This is a genomic window from Pseudomonas sp. RHF3.3-3 (assembly GCF_048069595.1).
Classification (GTDB): Bacteria; Pseudomonadota; Gammaproteobacteria; order Pseudomonadales; family Pseudomonadaceae; genus Aquipseudomonas; species Aquipseudomonas fuscovaginae_B.
This window is the reverse complement of sequence record NZ_CP182250.1, coordinates 1,733,574-1,749,138: the sequence shown is the minus strand read 5'-3', so window position 1 is coordinate 1,749,138 and position 15,565 is coordinate 1,733,574. Positions and strand designations below refer to the sequence as shown.

The window sequence follows — 15,565 nt, the reverse complement described above, 5'->3', positions numbered from 1 at the left end:
ACCCCGCCTACCCTCGCTGCCCACACCAGACAGGAAGGCGCCCTCTTCAATTGGAGATCGACCATGAGCAACGCCACCAGCCGTACGCTGTCCGCCGCCACCCTCGCCCTGACCCTGGGCTCCGCCCTGAGCATCGCCGCACTGCCGATGACCGCCCACGCCGGGGACACCGAGAAATGCTTCGGTGTCGCCGCCAAGGGCCAGAACGACTGCGCCGCCGGCGCCGGTACCAGCTGTGCCGGTACCTCGACCCAGGACAACCAGGGCAGCGCCTGGAAACTGGTGCCCAAGGGCACCTGCGAGAAAACCGCCAGCAGCACCTCGCCGACCGGTTTCGGCCAACTGCAGGCCTTCACCGAAAAAGGCTGACACGCGCAATGCCGCCGTCAGCGCAATCCGCGCCCATTGATTGCGCCCGCGCCCACCCGCTCCCATCCAGGGTCGGGCTGGGGCTCAAGAGCGAGCACTTCCAGGTGGTCCTCGACAGCCGCCCCGACCTCGGCTTCTTCGAGGTGCATGCCGAGAACTACATGGTCGCCGGCGGCCCGTTCCACCATTACCTGGGGCGGATTCGCGAAGACTATCCGTTGTCGCTGCACGGGGTCGGCCTGTCCATCGGCGGCGAAGGCCCGCTGGACCGGCAACACCTCCAGCGCCTGGCCAGGCTGATCGAGCGCTACCAGCCACAGTCGTTTTCCGAACACCTGGCCTGGTCGGGACACGGCCCGGTGTTTCTCAACGACCTGCTGCCACTGGCCTACGACCCGGCCACCCTGCAACGGGTCTGCGAACATGTCGACCTGGTGCAGAACACCCTGAAACGCCCGATGCTGCTGGAAAACCCGGCGACCTACCTGCAATTCCAGCGCTCGACCCTGGACGAGACGGACTTCATCGGCGAGATCATTCGCCGCACCGGCTGCGGCCTGCTGCTGGACGTGAACAACGTGTATGTCTCCTGCGTCAACCATCAACGCGATGCACTGGCCTACATCGGGGCCCTGCCGTTGCGAGCCGTCGGCGAGATTCACCTGGCCGGCTTCGCCGAGGACCGTGACAGCCTCGGCGACCGTCTGTTGATCGACGATCACCGCGCGCCCATCGATTCGGCGGTCTGGGCCCTTTACCAGCAGGTGCTGGCCAGGACCGGGGCGCTGCCGACCCTGATCGAGCGCGACAACCGCGTCCCGGCCTTCAGCGAATTGCTCGTTGAAGCGGCACGAGCCCAGGCCCTGCTCGATGGTGTCGAGGTACGTCGATGAGTGACCTGGACCGCTTCAGCGCGGCATTGCTCGACCCGCAACAGCCGTGCCCGCCCGGCCTGCACAGCCGCAACGGTGCCGATCCGGCCAGCCGTTTCGCGGTGTACCGCAACAATGTCCAGAGCTCGCTGATCAACGCCCTGGCCGACAGTTACCCGGTGGTCCGGGCACTGGTCGGCGACGAGTTCTTCCGGGCCATGGCCGCCGTGCATGTCCGGCAGCACCCGCCCCGCAGCCCGATCCTCAACGACTACGGTCGGGAGTTCGCCACGTTCATCCGCGGCTTCGCGCCAGCGGCCAGCGTGCCGTACCTGGCCGACGTCGCGTGCCTGGAGCGCCTGCGGATCAACGCCTATCACGCCGCCGATGCCACGCCCTTGAGCCCGGAACAGATCGGCCTGCACCTGACGGCACCGGAGTCGCTGGGCCGCCTGCTGGTCGGCCTGCACCCCAGCGTCGCGGTGCTGGAGTCACCCTACGCGACGCTGTCGATCTGGCTGGCGCACCAGGGCGAAGGCCGGTTGGAGCAGATCGACCCGAGCCGGGGTGAAGCGGCACTGGTACTGCGTTGCAACTGGCAGGTCGAGGTGTTCAGGCTCGACCGTGGCAGCCGGGTCTTCATCCAGGGCCTGCTCAATGAACAAGCGCTGGAAAGCGCCATGACCCACGCCCATGAAGCCGACCCCGAATTCGATCCGGCCCAGACGCTGGGCCTGCTGATTCGCTACGGCGCCATTACCCGGCTGCAAGCGGCATGACTACAGCTCAAGCCGCTCCAGTGCCTCGCTGCTGCGCTTGAACCAACCGATCAGGTAGTCGGCCAGCACCTGGGTGCGCCGCGGCAGCCCGCCCTGGTAGGGATGCACCAGGTACGCCGGCATGTCGCGGGTGTGATAGTCGCGCAACAGCCAGCGCAAACGCCCGTCTGCCAGCTCTGCGGCCAGCGCGTAGGACGGCAGCCGGGCGATACCGGCACCGGCCAGCGCGGCCTTCTTCAGCAGGCTGTAGTGGTTGCTGGCAAACGTGCCACCCACCCGCACCCGCAGCAGTTCATGCTGGCGATGGTATTGCCACTCCTCGCGCCCACTGTAGTGGCTGTTGAGCAGGCAACGATGGTTGGCAAGCTCCTGGGGCGTCTGCGGCTCACCATGGGCCTCGAGGTAGGCCGGACTGGCACAGGTCAGTTCGTTGATCACCAACAGCGGCCGGGCCACCAGTCGCTCATCGCGGCCAGTCTCGGTGCGAATCGCCAGGTCAAAGCCCTCGCGCACCAGGTCGCGGAAGCTGTTGCTCAGGTCCAGCTCGATCTGGATATCGGGGTAATTGCGCGAGAACTCCAGCAGCAGTCCATCGAAAAAGGTTTCGCCCAGGGACACCGGCACCGTCATGCGCACCGGGCCGGCGATATCGTCCTTGAGCCGGGCCAGCGCCTGGCGCGCCCGTTGCACCTGCACCACCAGTACCTGGGCCTGGGGCAGCAGGGCCGCTCCGGCGGCGGTGAGACTCAGGCGCCGGGTGGTGCGGTGCAGCAGTTGCACCGCGAACTGTGTTTCCAGGTGGCTGATGCGCTTGGACAACTGCCCCTTGCTGCACCCCAGTTGCTCGGCGGCCAGCGTGAAGCTGCCCGCTTCGACCAGCACGGCAAAGGCTGCCAGGTCATCCATTTCGCTCACGGGATTGTTTCCAGAATAAAACCAAAGGTTGCCTATTAGCACGCTTATCCGGGGAAAAATCCAGCCTAGACTGAATGTTCAATCCCCCCACAGGAGCAAGCGCAGGATGAAAATTCTCTTGATTGGTGCCAGCGGCACCATCGGTTCGGCCATCAAAAAGGAACTAATCCAGCGACACGAGATAATCAGCATCGGCCGCACCAGCGGCGACCTGCACGTGGACATCAGCGACAGCGCCTCGATTCGTCAATTGTTCGAACAGACCGGCAAGTTCGATGCCTTGGTCTGTGCCGCCGGCAACGTCAGGTTCGCCCCGCTGGCCGAACTGACCGAAGAGGATTTCGCGGTGGGCCTGCAGGACAAGCTGATGGGCCAGGTCAACCTGGTGCGGATCGGCAGCGCATACGCCAGTGACGGCGCCTCGTTCACCCTGACCACCGGCGTCCTCAGTCATGACCCGATCCGCTTCGGCGCCTCGGCCAGCCTGGTCAACGGCGCCATCGACAGCTTCGTCAAGGCGGCGGCGATCGAATTGCCGCGGGGTCTGCGGATCAACTCGGTGAGCCCGACCGTGCTGGTCGAGGCGATGGACGAGTACGCGCCCTACTTCCGTGGCTTCAAGCCGGTAGCGGCGGTGGACGTGGCGCTGGCCTACGCCAAGAGCGTGGAAGGCCTGCAGACCGGCCAGACCTACCGCGTCGGTTGAGCCGGTTCCCACAAGGCTTGTGATGCGGGTCCAGGCTGGGTAACGTGGCGGCACTTGCCAGGAGACCCGATGATGCGTGCCGCCCGTTCCTTGATGATTTTCGCCCTGCCCCTGTTCGCCGCCGGTTGCCAGATGCTCGCCCCCAGCGGCCCGCACCCCACGGCCGGACTGAACCGCATGCAGGGCGAACTGAGCAGTGTCGATGGCAAGCTGCTGTTCCAGCCCTGCCAGGAACAACGCCGCTTCATCGTCAACGACAGCGGCAACACCAGCATCGCCCAGCAAGCCGCGACCTTCGCCGGCAAGCCCGGCAAACTGTTCGTCGACCTGCGCGGCAGCTTCTCGTCGAGCAAGGCCGACGGCTCCGACGGCCAGTTGAACCTGCAGCAACTCTACCGTCTGGAACGCGATACCGGCGGCTGCGCCGACCTCGACTTCCGGCGCCAGACCGTGATCGCCAGCGGCCATGGCCCGGACTGGTCGTTCAAGGCCAGCGGCAAGGGCATGATCCTCGAGCGCGACAAGCAGCCGCCCCTGGTCCTGCCCTACCTGGAAGAGCAATTGGGTGACGGGCGCTTCAGCCTGAGCACCGAAGCCAACAACCAGCACATCGAGCTGTGGGTGGCACCGCAGCGCTGCGTCGACAGCACCACCGGCAGTGTCCGCCACCTCAGCGCCGAATTGCGCATCAACGGCCAGGTGCAGCGCGGCTGCGCCACGTTCGGCGGTGCCCGCAACGACTGATTCGGACCAGCAGTCATTCAAGCCTCACGGAAAACCGCCGTTGGGGCTTATAATCTCCGGTTTGTTGTAAAGCCGGCGCGCCCGCGTGGCCGCATACTGGACCCTGTCATGTTACGAATCACCGAACTCAAGCTGCCGCTCGACCATCCCGATGAAGACCTGCGCTCGGCCATCGTCCAGCGCCTGGGCATCGCCAGCGCTGACCTGCTGGACTTCACCGTGTTCAAGCGCAGCTACGACGCCCGCAAGAAGTCGTCCGAACTGCTGTTCATCTACACCATCGACCTGGCGGTGCGCAACGAAGAAGCCCTGCTGAAGCAGTTCGCCGACGACCACAATGTCGGTCCGGCGCCGGATGTCAGCTACAAGGTGGTCGGCCAGGCGCCGACCGACCTGCGTGAGCGGCCGATCGTGGTCGGTTTCGGCCCCTGCGGCATCTTCGCCGGCCTGCTGCTGGCGCAGATGGGCTTCAAGCCGATCATTCTCGAACGCGGCAAGGAAGTGCGCCAGCGCACCAAGGATACCTGGGGCCTGTGGCGCAAGAGCGTGCTCAACCCCGAGTCCAACGTACAGTTCGGCGAGGGCGGTGCCGGGACCTTCTCCGACGGCAAGCTCTACAGCCAGATCAAGGACCCGCACCACCACGGCCGCAAGGTTCTGCAGGAGTTCGTCAAGGCCGGCGCGCCGGAAGAGATTCTCTACGTCAGCAAGCCGCACATCGGTACCTTCCGCCTGACCGGCATGGTCGAGAACATGCGCAAGGAAATCGAGGCTCTGGGCGGCGAAGTACGCTTCCAGCAGCGGGTCACCGACCTGCTGCTCGATGGCGGCCAACTGACCGGCGTGGTGCTCGACAGCGGTGAACAGCTGCATTCGCGCCACGTGGTCCTGGCCCTGGGCCACAGCGCCCGCGACACCTTCCGCATGCTGCACAGCCGCGGCGTGTTCATGGAGGCCAAGCCGTTTTCCATCGGTTTCCGCATCGAGCACCCGCAGTCGCTGATCGACAGCGCCCGCCTGGGCAAGTATGCCGGCCACCCGAAACTCGGCGCCGCCGACTACAAGCTGGTGCACCATGCCAGCAACGGCCGTTCGGTCTACAGTTTCTGCATGTGTCCGGGCGGCACCGTGGTCGCCGCCACCTCCGAGCCGAACCGGGTGGTGACCAACGGCATGAGCCAGTATTCGCGTAACGAGCGCAACGCCAACTCCGGCATCGTCGTCGGCATCACCCCCGAAGTCGACTACCCGGGCGGCCCGCTGGCCGGTATCGAGCTGCAGGAGCGCCTGGAGTCCCACGCCTTCGTGCTCGGCGGCAGCAACTACGAGGCTCCGGCGCAACTGGTCGGCGACTTCATCGCCGGCAAGCCGTCGACCGCCCTGGGCAGCGTCGAGCCGTCCTACAAGCCGGGCGTGGCCCTCGGCGACCTGGCCCTGGCGCTGCCGGACTTCGCCATCGAAGCCATCCGCGAGGCCCTGCCGGCCTTCGAGCGGCAGATCAAGGGCTACTCGCTGCACGATGCGGTACTGACCGGGATCGAAACCCGCACCTCGTCGCCGCTGCGCATTACCCGCGACGCGTCGATGCAGAGCCTGAACGTCAAGGGCCTGTTCCCGGCCGGTGAAGGCGCCGGTTATGCCGGCGGCATTCTCTCGGCCGGCGTCGACGGTATCCGCATCGCCGAAGCGGTGGCGCGCAATATCCTCGGGATCGAGGCCTGAGGCCTGCCGCGATGAGCTACAGCGTCTCGCCGATCGGTTTCGTGCGCTCCTGTTTCAAGGAGAAATTCGCCATCCCGCGCCAGCCACAACTGGCGCCGGCGGCACGCGGCGTTCTGGAACTGCTGGCACCGTTCGACCAGGGCGATGCGGTACAAGGCCTGGAACAGGTCAGCCATGTCTGGCTGCTGTTCCTGTTCCACCAGGCCCTGGAGGCCAAGCCGCGGCTCAAGGTGCGGCCGCCACGCCTGGGCGGCAACAAGTCCATCGGTGTGTTCGCCACCCGGGCGACGCACCGGCCGAACGGTATCGGCCAGTCGGTGGTGCGGCTGGACAAGGTCGAAGGCCATCGGCTGTGGATCTCCGGTATCGACCTGCTGGACGGCACGCCGATTCTCGACATCAAGCCCTACGTGCCCTATGCCGACAGCGTTGCCACGGCCGTCAACGACATCGCCAGCGCGGCGCCGCAGCTGATTCCCGTGCAGTGGGCGGACAGCGCCCTGCACCAGGCCCAGGCGCACGCCCGGCGCCTGGGCGAGCCACTGATCGAGCTGATCGAACAGTGCCTGGCCCAGGACCCGCGTCCGGCGTACCAGACCCCCACGCCCGAGCGGGAATACGGCGCGCAGTTCTGGGACCTGGATGTGCGCTGGCACTACCCGCAGGCGGGCGTGATCCGCGTGCTGGAAGTCGTGCCCGCCGAGTAGAAACGCCAGAAACGAAAAAGCCCGCGCTGCCTTTCGGCAACGCGGGCTTTTTTCTGTGAAGCCGGCTTGCGGACGCTATCGCCGGCAAGCCGGCTGCCACAGGTCCGAAACGGACCTTACTTCTCGACGAAAGCGCGCTCGATCAGGTAGTCACCCGGCTCGCGCATACGCGGCGAAACGGTCAGGCCGAAGCTGTTGAGCACTTCGCTGGTCTCTTCGAGCATGCTCGGGCTGCCGCACAGCATGGCGCGGTCGTCCTGCGGGTTGATCGGTGGCAGGCCGATGTCGCGGAACAGCTTGCCGCTGCGCATCAGGTCGGTCAGGCGACCTTCGTTCTCGAACGGCTCGCGGGTCACGGTGGGGTAGTAGATCAGCTTCTCACGCAGCGCCTCGCCGAAGAATTCGTTCTGCGGCAGGTGCTCGGTGATGAATTCGCGGTAGGCGACTTCGTTGACGTAACGCACGCCGTGGCAGAGGATCACTTTCTCGAAACGCTCGTAGGTTTCCGGATCCTGGATCACGCTCATGAATGGCGCCAGGCCAGTGCCGGTGCTCAGCAGGTACAGGTGCTTGCCCGGCTTCAGGTCGTCGAGCACCAGGGTACCGGTAGGCTTCTTGCTGATGATGATCTCATCGCCTTCCTTCAGGTGCTGCAGTTGCGAGGTCAGCGGACCATCCGGCACCTTGATGCTGAAGAATTCGAGATGTTCTTCCCAGTTCGGGCTGGCGATCGAGTAGGCGCGCATCAGCGGCCGGCCGTTGGGCTGCTGCAGCCCGATCATCACGAACTGACCGTTTTCGAAGCGCAGGCCCGGATCGCGGGTGCACTTGAAGCTGAACAGAGTGTCGTTCCAGTGGTGAACACTGAGGACACGCTCGTGATTCATGTTGCTCATTGGGATAGGGCTCCTGGAGATTTGGCCTGCGCTATCAATGAGCGCAATTGCATAGCATTCTAATGGCGGCGACAATATCTGTTAAATGAATTATCAAGATAAGGGTTATCGGTTATATAGATATGCGATTTACTCTCCGTCAACTTCAAGTATTCGTCGCCGTCGCCCAGCAGGAAAGCGTATCACGGGCCGCCGGCCTGCTCGCGCTTTCCCAGTCCGCCGCGAGCACCTCGATCACCGAACTGGAACGGCAATCGAGCTGCCAACTGTTCGATCGCGCCGGCAAGCGCCTGAGCCTCAATGCCCTGGGCAAGCAACTGCTGCCCCAGGCCGTGGCCCTGCTCGACCAGGCCAAGGAAATCGAGGACCTGCTCAACGGCAAGTCCGGCTTCGGCTCCCTGGCCGTCGGCGCGACCCTGACCATCGGCAACTACCTGGCGACCCTGCTGATCGGCAGCTTCATGCAGTTGCACCCGGAGAGCCAGGTGAAACTGCATGTGCAGAACACGGCGAACATTGTGCAGCAGGTGGCGCACTATGAAATTGATCTGGGTCTGATCGAAGGCGACTGCAGCCACCCCGATATCGAGGTGCAGAGCTGGGTCGAGGATGAACTGGTGGTGTTCTGTGCTCCGCAGCATCAATTGGCCCGACGCGGCCAGGCGAGCCTGGAGGAACTGACCCGTGAAGCCTGGATCCTGCGCGAACAGGGCTCGGGCACCCGGCTGACCTTCGACCAGGCTATGCGTCATCACCGCAGCTCACTGAATGTGCGCCTGGAGCTGGAACACACCGAAGCGATCAAGCGTGCGGTGGAATCGGGGCTGGGCATCGGCTGCATCTCGCGCCTGGCGCTACGCGATGCCTTCCGCCGCGGCAGCCTGGTGGCCGTGGAAACCCCGGAACTGGACTTGGCGCGGCAGTTCTACTTCATCTGGCATAAACAGAAGTACCAGACCTCGGCAATGCGCGAATTCCTGGAGCTGTGCCGCAACCTCACCGCCGGCGTACGCCGCAGCGATGAGATCGTGCTGCCGAGCCTGGTCTAGAGCAGGATCACCGCCCAGACCAGGGCGATCATGCTCAGGGCCACGAACTGCGCGGCGCTGCCCATGTCCTTGGCGTTTTTCGACAGGGGGTGACGGTCGAGGGAAATGCGGTCGATGGCCGCCTCCACCGCCGAGTTGAGCAACTCGACGATCAGCGCCAGCAGGCACACGGCAATCAGCAAAGCACGCTCGACCCGGCTGACGTTGAGGAAGAACGCCACCGGGATCAGGATCACGTTCAACAACACCAGTTGGCGGAACGCCGCCTCACCGGTGAAGGCGGCACGCAGGCCATCCATGGAATATCCCGACGCGTTGAGGATACGTTTTAAACCGGTTTGACCTTTAAAAGGCGACGACATAGGTAGGCAACTGAGCAAAATGGTGTGGGAAAGCTAGTTCAACCAAAGTCAAAAAAGCGTGAATAACAGGCGTTTTTACTGGCTCGAAATTGACTCAAGTTGTTGCAGGAGCAACGCCGCCTGAGTTCGGGTACGCACCCCCAGCTTGCGGAAGATCGCCGTCACATGAGCCTTGATGGTCGCCTCGGACACACTCAGCTCATAGGCGATCTGTTTATTCAGCAGGCCTTCGCAAACCATGGTCAACACCCGGAACTGCTGGGGCGTCAGGCTCGACAGGCCGGCACTGGCGGCCTTGGCCTCATCGGAAACGCTGACCGCCTCGAACGCCTGGGGCGGCCACCAGACTTCGCCGTCGAGCACATTGCGCACGGCCTGCTGAATCACCTCCAGGGAACTGGACTTGGGGATGAAACCGCTGGCACCGAACTCTCGGGAACGCACTACCACCGCGGCTTCCTCCTGGGCCGAAACCATCACCACCGGAATCTGCGGGTATTGGCCACGCAGCAGCACCAGGCCGGAGAAGCCATAGGCGCCGGGCATGTTCAGGTCCAGCAGGACCAGGTCCCAGTCGGCTTTCTCGGTCAGGCGGGTTTCCAGCTCGGCGATGCTCGCCACCTCCACCAGCCGCACCTCGGGGCCGAGCCCGAGGGTCAAGGCCTGGCGCAGTGCGCTGCGAAAGAGAGGATGGTCATCGGCGATCAGGATTTCGTATGTGGTCATTTTTCAAATGATCCTGTTTTCTAGGCGGCATCGATCGGATCGATACACGCCGAGGCATCTCGAAGCGACGGCCTGAGAAGGCCATGCGTCAAAGGGCACGTGATACGCCTGGGGCCCGGAGGAACCGGCGTTCGAACATTCTGCCGCACCCGAATCGGCGCCAAGCATGCCCAGCACGGGCGGGGTGGTCAAGTTCGATGCTTTACGGCAAAGTCACCGGCTATCTGACAAGAGTGCCCTTATGCGAAGCCAAGCCCTGCGTGCCGATATCCTGATGCTGTTGACCGCCATGATCTGGGGCTCCGGCTTCGTCGCGCAAACCTCGGGCATGGAACATGTCGGCCCCTTCCTCTATTCCGGCCTGCGTTTCGCCCTCGGCTCGCTGTGCCTGCTGCCGCTGGTTTTGCGCCGCCCTCCCCAGCAGATCCGGCCCGAGCCGTTTCTCACCCGCGGCCTGTTGCTCGGCGGCATGCTCATGGGCCTGGCCCTGGCACTGGGCATCAACCTGCAGCAGGTCGGCCTGCTGTTCACCACCGTGACCAACGCCGGTTTCATCACCGGCCTCTATGTGATTGTAGTGCCGCTGCTGGGACTGTTCATCGGCCACAAGACCGGTATCGGTACCTGGCTGGGAGCGCTGCTCGCAGTGGTCGGCATGTTCCTGCTGAGCGTCGGCGAGCAGTTCCAGGTGTCGCCGGGAGACTGGCTGCAACTGATCGGCGCCTTCGTCTGGGGCGGGCACGTGATTCTGGTGGGGGTGTTCGCCAGGCGCCACGACGTGATCCGCCTGGCCTTCCTGCAGTTCGCCACCTGCGCCGTGGCCAGCCTGGTGCTGGCCCTGTGCCTGGAGCCGATCCACTGGCCGGCCATCGTCGCGGCCGGCCCGGCGATTCTTTATGGTGGCGTCGTCGCGGTCGCCATCGGCTACACCCTGCAGGTCATCGCCCAGAAGGACGCGATCGCTTCCCATGCCGCCATCATCTTCTCGCTGGAGGCGGTATTCGCCGCCATCGCCGGGGCCTGGCTGCTCAACGAGTCGCTGCACCTGCGCGGCTATATCGGCTGCGCCCTCATGCTGGCCGGCATGCTGGTCGCCCAACTGTGGCCGCAGGCAACGGCTACGGCGCCGGGAGAAAAGGCCTGAGTCGCCGGTGGGCTTCGTCGTCGAAATCGATCGGCAGTTGGAACTTGGCGCCCAGGTAATGGGTGGTGAAGACCTCCAGCAAGGCGCTCACCGCCTCGCCAGCGCGGGTATCGCCGGCCAGTTCCAGGCACAGGGCGCCGACCTCCGCCGTGCAGAAGTGATCGTCACGCTTGGAGCGGCGCAGCTTGTAGCGTGACAGTTGTTCCGATTCCAGACTCAGCACCGGGAAACGCTCCAGGTACGGGCTCTTGCGAAACATCTTGCGTGCCTCGGTCCAGGTCGCATCCAGCAGGATGAACAGCGGCCGTTTGCCCTCCACCGGCTGTACCTCGGTCACCACCCGCTGCGGGGCGACGAATTCGCCGGGAAACACAATGAACGGCTGCCATTGCGGATCGTCCAGCAGCGCCAGCAATTGCGGGTCGACTTCGGTACGCGACCAACTGAAGGCGGTGGTATCAGCCAGCACGTCGGCGATCAGCCAGCCAGTATTGCTCGGTTTCATCGGTTCCACGTCATGCATCAGCAGGCAGATCGCCGAGCGTGCCGGTACCCGCGCAAGCCAGCCACACAGGCAGTATTGGGGGATCACACGACACCGTTCACAACGCTCGGCTCGCGAGCCGCGGGCAGTGAATGGCGCTTTCGCGCGGGCCAGGCGCTCGGCGCGCAGACGGGAAACAGCGTGGCTCATAGGGGGCCACGCTGGCGGCAGGAAGGATTGGACACGAGGAGTACGGCTCACAGCGGTGAAAAGTCCGCGCAGTCTAACAGAGGCCGCCAACGGGTTTGCGCGGCTTGATCTCGGCATTTTCCTTCAGCAGCGAGCTAGTAGGTCCGACAACGGCCCTCTATACTTCGCGACCACTGAACGCACAGCCCGACAATGGGTCGAAGCACCAGTTACCGAACCAGGAGAGTTGCATGCTGCGCCTTACCGTACCGTCCATCGCCCTTTTGCTGGCGTTGCCTTTCAGTGCCCAGGCGGCATCGCTGAAGGATTTCGAACTGAACAAGATGCTCAAGGACGTCGCGCAGAAGAGCAACGAAACCCTGCCTCGCGAGATCAACGAGCACATCCTGGAAGTTGCCTACACGGTCGAGGACAATCAACTGATCGACCACCTGAGCGTGCAGTCCGACTACGCCCAGAGCATGCGTGACAACCCCAAGGTGGTCTACCTGCAAATGGGTGCGAGCGTCTGCCGCAACGTCAACTACCGCAAGCTGATGGCCCAGGGCGCGATCATGCGCTACGAATTCACCGAGAATAAGAGCAATCGCCCCGTCGCCTCGGTCCGCTTCGTGGAGAGCGACTGCCCGAAAGAACCACCGGCGAAGAAGAAGTAATTACTGCCGGGCCTGGCGCCGCTGTTCATCATCGGCGCGCAGTTCCGCCACCAGGGCCTGCAGGTAACGCGAACGCCGGTCAGCGCCCTCCAGGCGCCGCAGGCATTCCTCCTCGAGGCTGAGGTGATTGGCCTGCGCGGCCATTCTTAACAGCTGATACAACTCGGTATCGACTTCCAGTGTCACTCTCTCCATTACCCGCCTCCGTGCGCCGCACCCGAACCGGCCAACCCCGATGCGACGTTTCCGCTCGACCCGAGGTTAAGTAAATCAGAGCCGCGCCCCCGAGGCAGTGCTTCTGACGAGCGGCACAAATCATCCGCAATGAAACAACAAGCGGTTGCCGACAAGGCCTGCTGGGCCCATGATCAATTCGCCAGTTGTCATGCACAGGCATCAGACTGGATGTACAGCGACACATGCAGTGTCGCGGCGCCGGCGACGATTTCGGCCGCGCCAGAGGTTCCGTGCAGAAGGAGACATTACATGCCCTACGAACCGAATGACTTGCTGTCCCGTCATTTCCAGAACAACGGTGTCGACCTGACGAAACAGGTCGAAGAACAACTCCAACAGATTGCCCCCGACAGCCCCAACCTTCCGCTCTATCGCGACATGATGCTGACCGTCCTGCGCATGGCCCAGGACGACCGCAACCGCTGGAACGCCAAGATCGTCCTGCAGGCCCTGCGCGAACTGGAGAACGCCTTCCGCGTGCTCGACCAGTTCAAGGGCCGCCGCAAGGTCACCGTGTTCGGCTCCGCCCGCACGCCCATCGAACATCCGCTGTATGCCCAGGCCCGTGAGCTGGGTGCCGCCCTGGCCAAATCCGACCTGATGGTCATCACCGGTGCCGGCGGTGGCATCATGGCCGCTGCCCACGCCGGTGCCGGCCTGGAGCACAGCCTCGGCTTCAATATCACCCTGCCCTTCGAACAGCATGCCAACCCGACCGTCGACGGTACCGTCAACCTGCTGTCCTTCCACTTCTTCTTCACCCGCAAGCTGTTCTTCGTCAAGGAAGCCAACGCGCTGGTGCTGTGCCCGGGCGGTTTCGGTACTCTCGACGAAGCCCTGGAGGTGCTGACGCTGATCCAGACCGGCAAGAGCCCGCTGGTACCTGTGGTATTGCTGGATACACCCGGCGGGACCTTCTGGCAGAGCGCCATCGACTTCATCCGCAACCAGCTGGAAGCCAACCGCTACATCCTGCCCAACGACCTGAAGCTGGCCCGCCTGGTGTACAGCGCCGACGAGGCGGTGGCGGAAATCAACCAGTTCTACAGCAACTTCCACTCCAGCCGCTGGCTGAAGAACCAGTTCGTGATCCGCATGAATCATCCGCTCAACGAGCAGGCCCTGGCCCGACTCGACGAATTGTTCGCCGACCTGTGTGTCAGTGGGGGTTTCCATCAGCATGGCTATGCGGGCCAGGAACACGACGAAGCACAATTCAGCCATCTGTCACGGCTGGCGTTTCACTTTACGGCACGGGATCAGGGACGCTTGCGGGAACTGGTGGACTTCATCAACCAGCCGGAAAACTGGAGCAAGCCGGCGGTGACCGCGCAGCCGCGCGTAAGGGAACCGATCAAGGCGACCTGATCAGTCATCCAGCCCTCGGCCGCTCAACAGGCGGCCGATCATGTCCATGGAATAACCCCGGTAACTGAGGAAGCGGCCCTGCTGGGCACGCTCGCGGGCATCGGCCGGCAAACGCCCGGCGAACTTGCGCCGCCAGGTTTCTTCCAGTTGCGCCTGCCAGTCGAGGCCACTTTCACGCAAGGCCAGCTCGATATCGGAACGCTGCAGGCCACGCTGGCTCAACTCGTCGCGAATGCGCAGGGGTCCATAGCCGGAACGGGCACGGTAGGAAACGAAGCTTTCGAGGTAACGGGATTCGGACAGCAACCCCTCGTCCGTCAGGCGGTCAAGTTCGCTGTCGATCATTTCAGGCGGGGCGCCGCGCTGACGCAACTTGCGCGTCAGCTCGACTCGACCGTGCTCGCGGCGCGCGAGCAGGTCCATTGCAGCACGCCGTACGGCGACCGGGGTATCCAGTACGGCGCTCATCGGCTCACTCAGATATCGGCGTCAGCCAGATCGTCTTCGGTTTCGTCGGCAGTGGCACTGCCTTTGAAGTCCGCAGGAGCATTGGTGTTCAGCAGCTTGTCACGCAGTTGCTTCTCCAGCGCCGCAGCGACGTCCGGGTTCTCTGCCAGGAACTTGGCCGCGTTGGCCTTGCCCTGACCGATCTTGCTGCCGTTGTAGCTGTACCAGGCACCGGACTTCTCGACGAAGCCGTTCAGCACGCCCAGGTCGATCATCTCGCCATTGAGGTAGATGCCCTTGCCGTACAGGATCTGGAACTCGGCCTGACGGAACGGCGAAGCCACCTTGTTCTTCACGACCTTGACGCGGGTTTCGCTGCCCACCACTTCGTCGCCTTCCTTCACCGCGCCGGTACGGCGGATGTCCAGGCGAACCGAAGCGTAGAACTTCAGCGCATTACCACCGGTGGTGGTTTCCGGGCTACCGAACATCACACCGATCTTCATGCGGATCTGGTTGATGAAGATGACCAGGCAGTTGGCGTTCTTGATGTTGCCGGTGATCTTGCGCAGCGCCTGGGACATCAGGCGAGCCTGCAGGCCCACGTGCATGTCACCCATCTCGCCTTCGATCTCGGCCTTGGGTACCAGGGCCGCCACGGAGTCGACGATGATCACGTCAACCGCGTTGGAGCGCACCAGCATGTCGGTGATTTCCAGGGCCTGTTCGCCGGTGTCCGGCTGGGAAACCAGCAGGTCGTCGACGTTCACACCCAGCTTGCCGGCGTATTCCGGATCCAGGGCGTGTTCGGCGTCGACGAAGGCGCAGGTGGCGCCAGCTTTCTGGGCCTGGGCGATAACGGAAAGCGTCAGGGTGGTCTTACCCGAGGATTCCGGACCGTAGATCTCGATGATCCGGCCTTTCGGCAGGCCGCCGATACCCAGGGCGATGTCCAGGCCCAGGGAACCGGTGGAGATCGAAGGAATAGCCTGGCGCTCATGATCGCCCATACGCATCACGGCACCCTTGCCGAATTGACGTTCGATCTGACCCAAGGCCGCAGCCAAGGCTTTCTTCTTGTTGTCGTCCATTAAAGTCCTCACGTAATCAATAAGGCCTGTGACGGCCAACACCTGTATAAGTAGACAGTATTATTCCACAGCCTTGGCGAC

General features: G+C 63.7%; 19 protein-coding genes. 11 read left to right on the top strand and 8 right to left on the bottom strand.

The annotated features are described in order from the left end of the window. The first annotated feature begins 63 nt into the window (after nucleotides 1–63). The 3 genes from ACMGT0_RS07955 to ACMGT0_RS07945 are packed head-to-tail and all read left to right on the top strand — an operon-like array spanning nucleotide 64 to nucleotide 2,020. Nucleotides 64–369: a DUF2282 domain-containing protein gene (locus ACMGT0_RS07955; RefSeq protein ID WP_054061778.1), complete on the top strand. Its 306-nt coding sequence runs from the start codon at nucleotides 64–66 to the stop codon at nucleotides 367–369. 8 nt (nucleotides 370–377) lie between these two features. Further along, a complete protein-coding gene (locus ACMGT0_RS07950; protein ID WP_416772117.1) occupies nucleotides 378–1,262 on the top strand; it encodes a DUF692 domain-containing protein in 885 nt (294 codons plus the stop codon). Further along, a complete protein-coding gene (locus tag ACMGT0_RS07945; RefSeq protein WP_416772115.1) occupies nucleotides 1,259–2,020 on the top strand; it encodes a DNA-binding domain-containing protein in 762 nt (253 codons plus the stop codon). Before ACMGT0_RS07950 ends, ACMGT0_RS07945 begins: the two co-directional genes overlap by 4 nt. Here ACMGT0_RS07945 and ACMGT0_RS07940 read toward each other — a convergent pair whose 3' ends face one another. Continuing rightward, the gene (locus tag ACMGT0_RS07940; protein ID WP_416772113.1) at nucleotides 2,021–2,935 is read right to left on the bottom strand and encodes a LysR family transcriptional regulator; all 915 of its coding nucleotides are present in this window, start codon (nucleotides 2,933–2,935) and stop codon (nucleotides 2,021–2,023) included. A 106-nt stretch (nucleotides 2,936–3,041) separates the two neighbouring features. Between ACMGT0_RS07940 and ACMGT0_RS07935 the strand changes: the two genes are divergently transcribed. The 4 genes from ACMGT0_RS07935 to tsaA all read left to right on the top strand — a co-directional run bounded on the left by ACMGT0_RS07935 (nucleotide 3,042) and on the right by tsaA (nucleotide 6,814). Beyond that, a complete protein-coding gene (locus tag ACMGT0_RS07935; RefSeq protein ID WP_416772111.1) occupies nucleotides 3,042–3,641 on the top strand; it encodes a short chain dehydrogenase in 600 nt (199 codons plus the stop codon). A gap of 69 nt (nucleotides 3,642–3,710) precedes the next feature. Then, nucleotides 3,711–4,385 carry a COG3650 family protein gene (locus ACMGT0_RS07930; protein ID WP_416772109.1) on the top strand — a complete coding sequence of 225 codons (675 nt, stop codon included), beginning with the start codon at nucleotides 3,711–3,713 and terminating at the stop codon, nucleotides 4,383–4,385. A 108-nt stretch (nucleotides 4,386–4,493) separates the two neighbouring features. Further along, nucleotides 4,494–6,107 carry an NAD(P)/FAD-dependent oxidoreductase gene (locus ACMGT0_RS07925; protein WP_416772107.1) on the top strand — a complete coding sequence of 538 codons (1,614 nt, stop codon included), beginning with the start codon at nucleotides 4,494–4,496 and terminating at the stop codon, nucleotides 6,105–6,107. 11 nt (nucleotides 6,108–6,118) lie between these two features. Beyond that, nucleotides 6,119–6,814 carry a tRNA (N6-threonylcarbamoyladenosine(37)-N6)-methyltransferase TrmO gene (tsaA, locus tag ACMGT0_RS07920; protein WP_416772105.1) on the top strand — a complete coding sequence of 232 codons (696 nt, stop codon included), beginning with the start codon at nucleotides 6,119–6,121 and terminating at the stop codon, nucleotides 6,812–6,814. 116 nt (nucleotides 6,815–6,930) lie between these two features. Here tsaA and fpr read toward each other — a convergent pair whose 3' ends face one another. Then, nucleotides 6,931–7,710 (bottom strand): ferredoxin-NADP reductase, encoded by a 780-nt coding sequence (gene fpr, locus ACMGT0_RS07915; RefSeq protein ID WP_016966062.1) that lies wholly within the window; start codon nucleotides 7,708–7,710, stop codon nucleotides 6,931–6,933. Between the two features lie 122 nt (nucleotides 7,711–7,832). Between fpr and ACMGT0_RS07910 the strand changes: the two genes are divergently transcribed. Continuing rightward, nucleotides 7,833–8,759 carry a LysR family transcriptional regulator gene (locus tag ACMGT0_RS07910; RefSeq protein WP_054060998.1) on the top strand — a complete coding sequence of 309 codons (927 nt, stop codon included), beginning with the start codon at nucleotides 7,833–7,835 and terminating at the stop codon, nucleotides 8,757–8,759. Here the strand turns inward: ACMGT0_RS07910 and ACMGT0_RS07905 are convergent. Then, complete coding sequence (locus ACMGT0_RS07905) at nucleotides 8,756–9,121, bottom strand: diacylglycerol kinase (protein WP_416772103.1); 366 nt, start codon at nucleotides 9,119–9,121, stop codon at nucleotides 8,756–8,758. The two genes, ACMGT0_RS07910 and ACMGT0_RS07905, sit on opposite strands and share 4 nt — an antisense overlap. Nucleotides 9,122–9,196: 75 nt before the next feature. After that, complete coding sequence (erdR, locus tag ACMGT0_RS07900) at nucleotides 9,197–9,847, bottom strand: response regulator transcription factor ErdR (protein WP_054060996.1); 651 nt, start codon at nucleotides 9,845–9,847, stop codon at nucleotides 9,197–9,199. Between the two features lie 241 nt (nucleotides 9,848–10,088). On the opposite strand from erdR, the gene ACMGT0_RS07895 reads away from it, so the two are divergent. Then, complete coding sequence (locus tag ACMGT0_RS07895; protein ID WP_054060995.1) at nucleotides 10,089–10,991, top strand: DMT family transporter; 903 nt, start codon at nucleotides 10,089–10,091, stop codon at nucleotides 10,989–10,991. Here the strand turns inward: ACMGT0_RS07895 and ACMGT0_RS07890 are convergent. Continuing rightward, nucleotides 10,966–11,685 (bottom strand): tRNA-uridine aminocarboxypropyltransferase, encoded by a 720-nt coding sequence (locus ACMGT0_RS07890; RefSeq protein ID WP_054061782.1) that lies wholly within the window; start codon nucleotides 11,683–11,685, stop codon nucleotides 10,966–10,968. The two genes, ACMGT0_RS07895 and ACMGT0_RS07890, sit on opposite strands and share 26 nt — an antisense overlap. A gap of 230 nt (nucleotides 11,686–11,915) precedes the next feature. On the opposite strand from ACMGT0_RS07890, the gene ACMGT0_RS07885 reads away from it, so the two are divergent. Then, the gene (locus ACMGT0_RS07885) at nucleotides 11,916–12,341 is read left to right on the top strand and encodes a PA3611 family quorum-sensing-regulated virulence factor (RefSeq protein ID WP_416772100.1); all 426 of its coding nucleotides are present in this window, start codon (nucleotides 11,916–11,918) and stop codon (nucleotides 12,339–12,341) included. Here the strand turns inward: ACMGT0_RS07885 and ACMGT0_RS07880 are convergent, their stop codons facing one another. After that, nucleotides 12,342–12,536, bottom strand: coding sequence for a hypothetical protein (locus tag ACMGT0_RS07880; RefSeq protein WP_054060992.1), 195 nt, complete (start codon nucleotides 12,534–12,536; stop codon nucleotides 12,342–12,344). It abuts the gene before it with no gap. 291 nt (nucleotides 12,537–12,827) lie between these two features. Between ACMGT0_RS07880 and ACMGT0_RS07875 the strand changes: the two genes are divergently transcribed. Further along, nucleotides 12,828–13,946: an LOG family protein gene (locus tag ACMGT0_RS07875; RefSeq protein ID WP_416772097.1), complete on the top strand. Its 1,119-nt coding sequence runs from the start codon at nucleotides 12,828–12,830 to the stop codon at nucleotides 13,944–13,946. On the opposite strand, the gene recX is transcribed toward ACMGT0_RS07875, so the two are convergent. Both recX and recA read right to left on the bottom strand, forming a co-directional pair. Further along, nucleotides 13,947–14,414 carry a recombination regulator RecX gene (gene recX / locus ACMGT0_RS07870; RefSeq protein ID WP_416772095.1) on the bottom strand — a complete coding sequence of 156 codons (468 nt, stop codon included), beginning with the start codon at nucleotides 14,412–14,414 and terminating at the stop codon, nucleotides 13,947–13,949. 8 nt (nucleotides 14,415–14,422) lie between these two features. After that, nucleotides 14,423–15,484: a recombinase RecA gene (recA, locus tag ACMGT0_RS07865; RefSeq protein WP_054060989.1), complete on the bottom strand. Its 1,062-nt coding sequence runs from the start codon at nucleotides 15,482–15,484 to the stop codon at nucleotides 14,423–14,425. Between the last annotated feature and the right edge of the window lie 81 nt (nucleotides 15,485–15,565).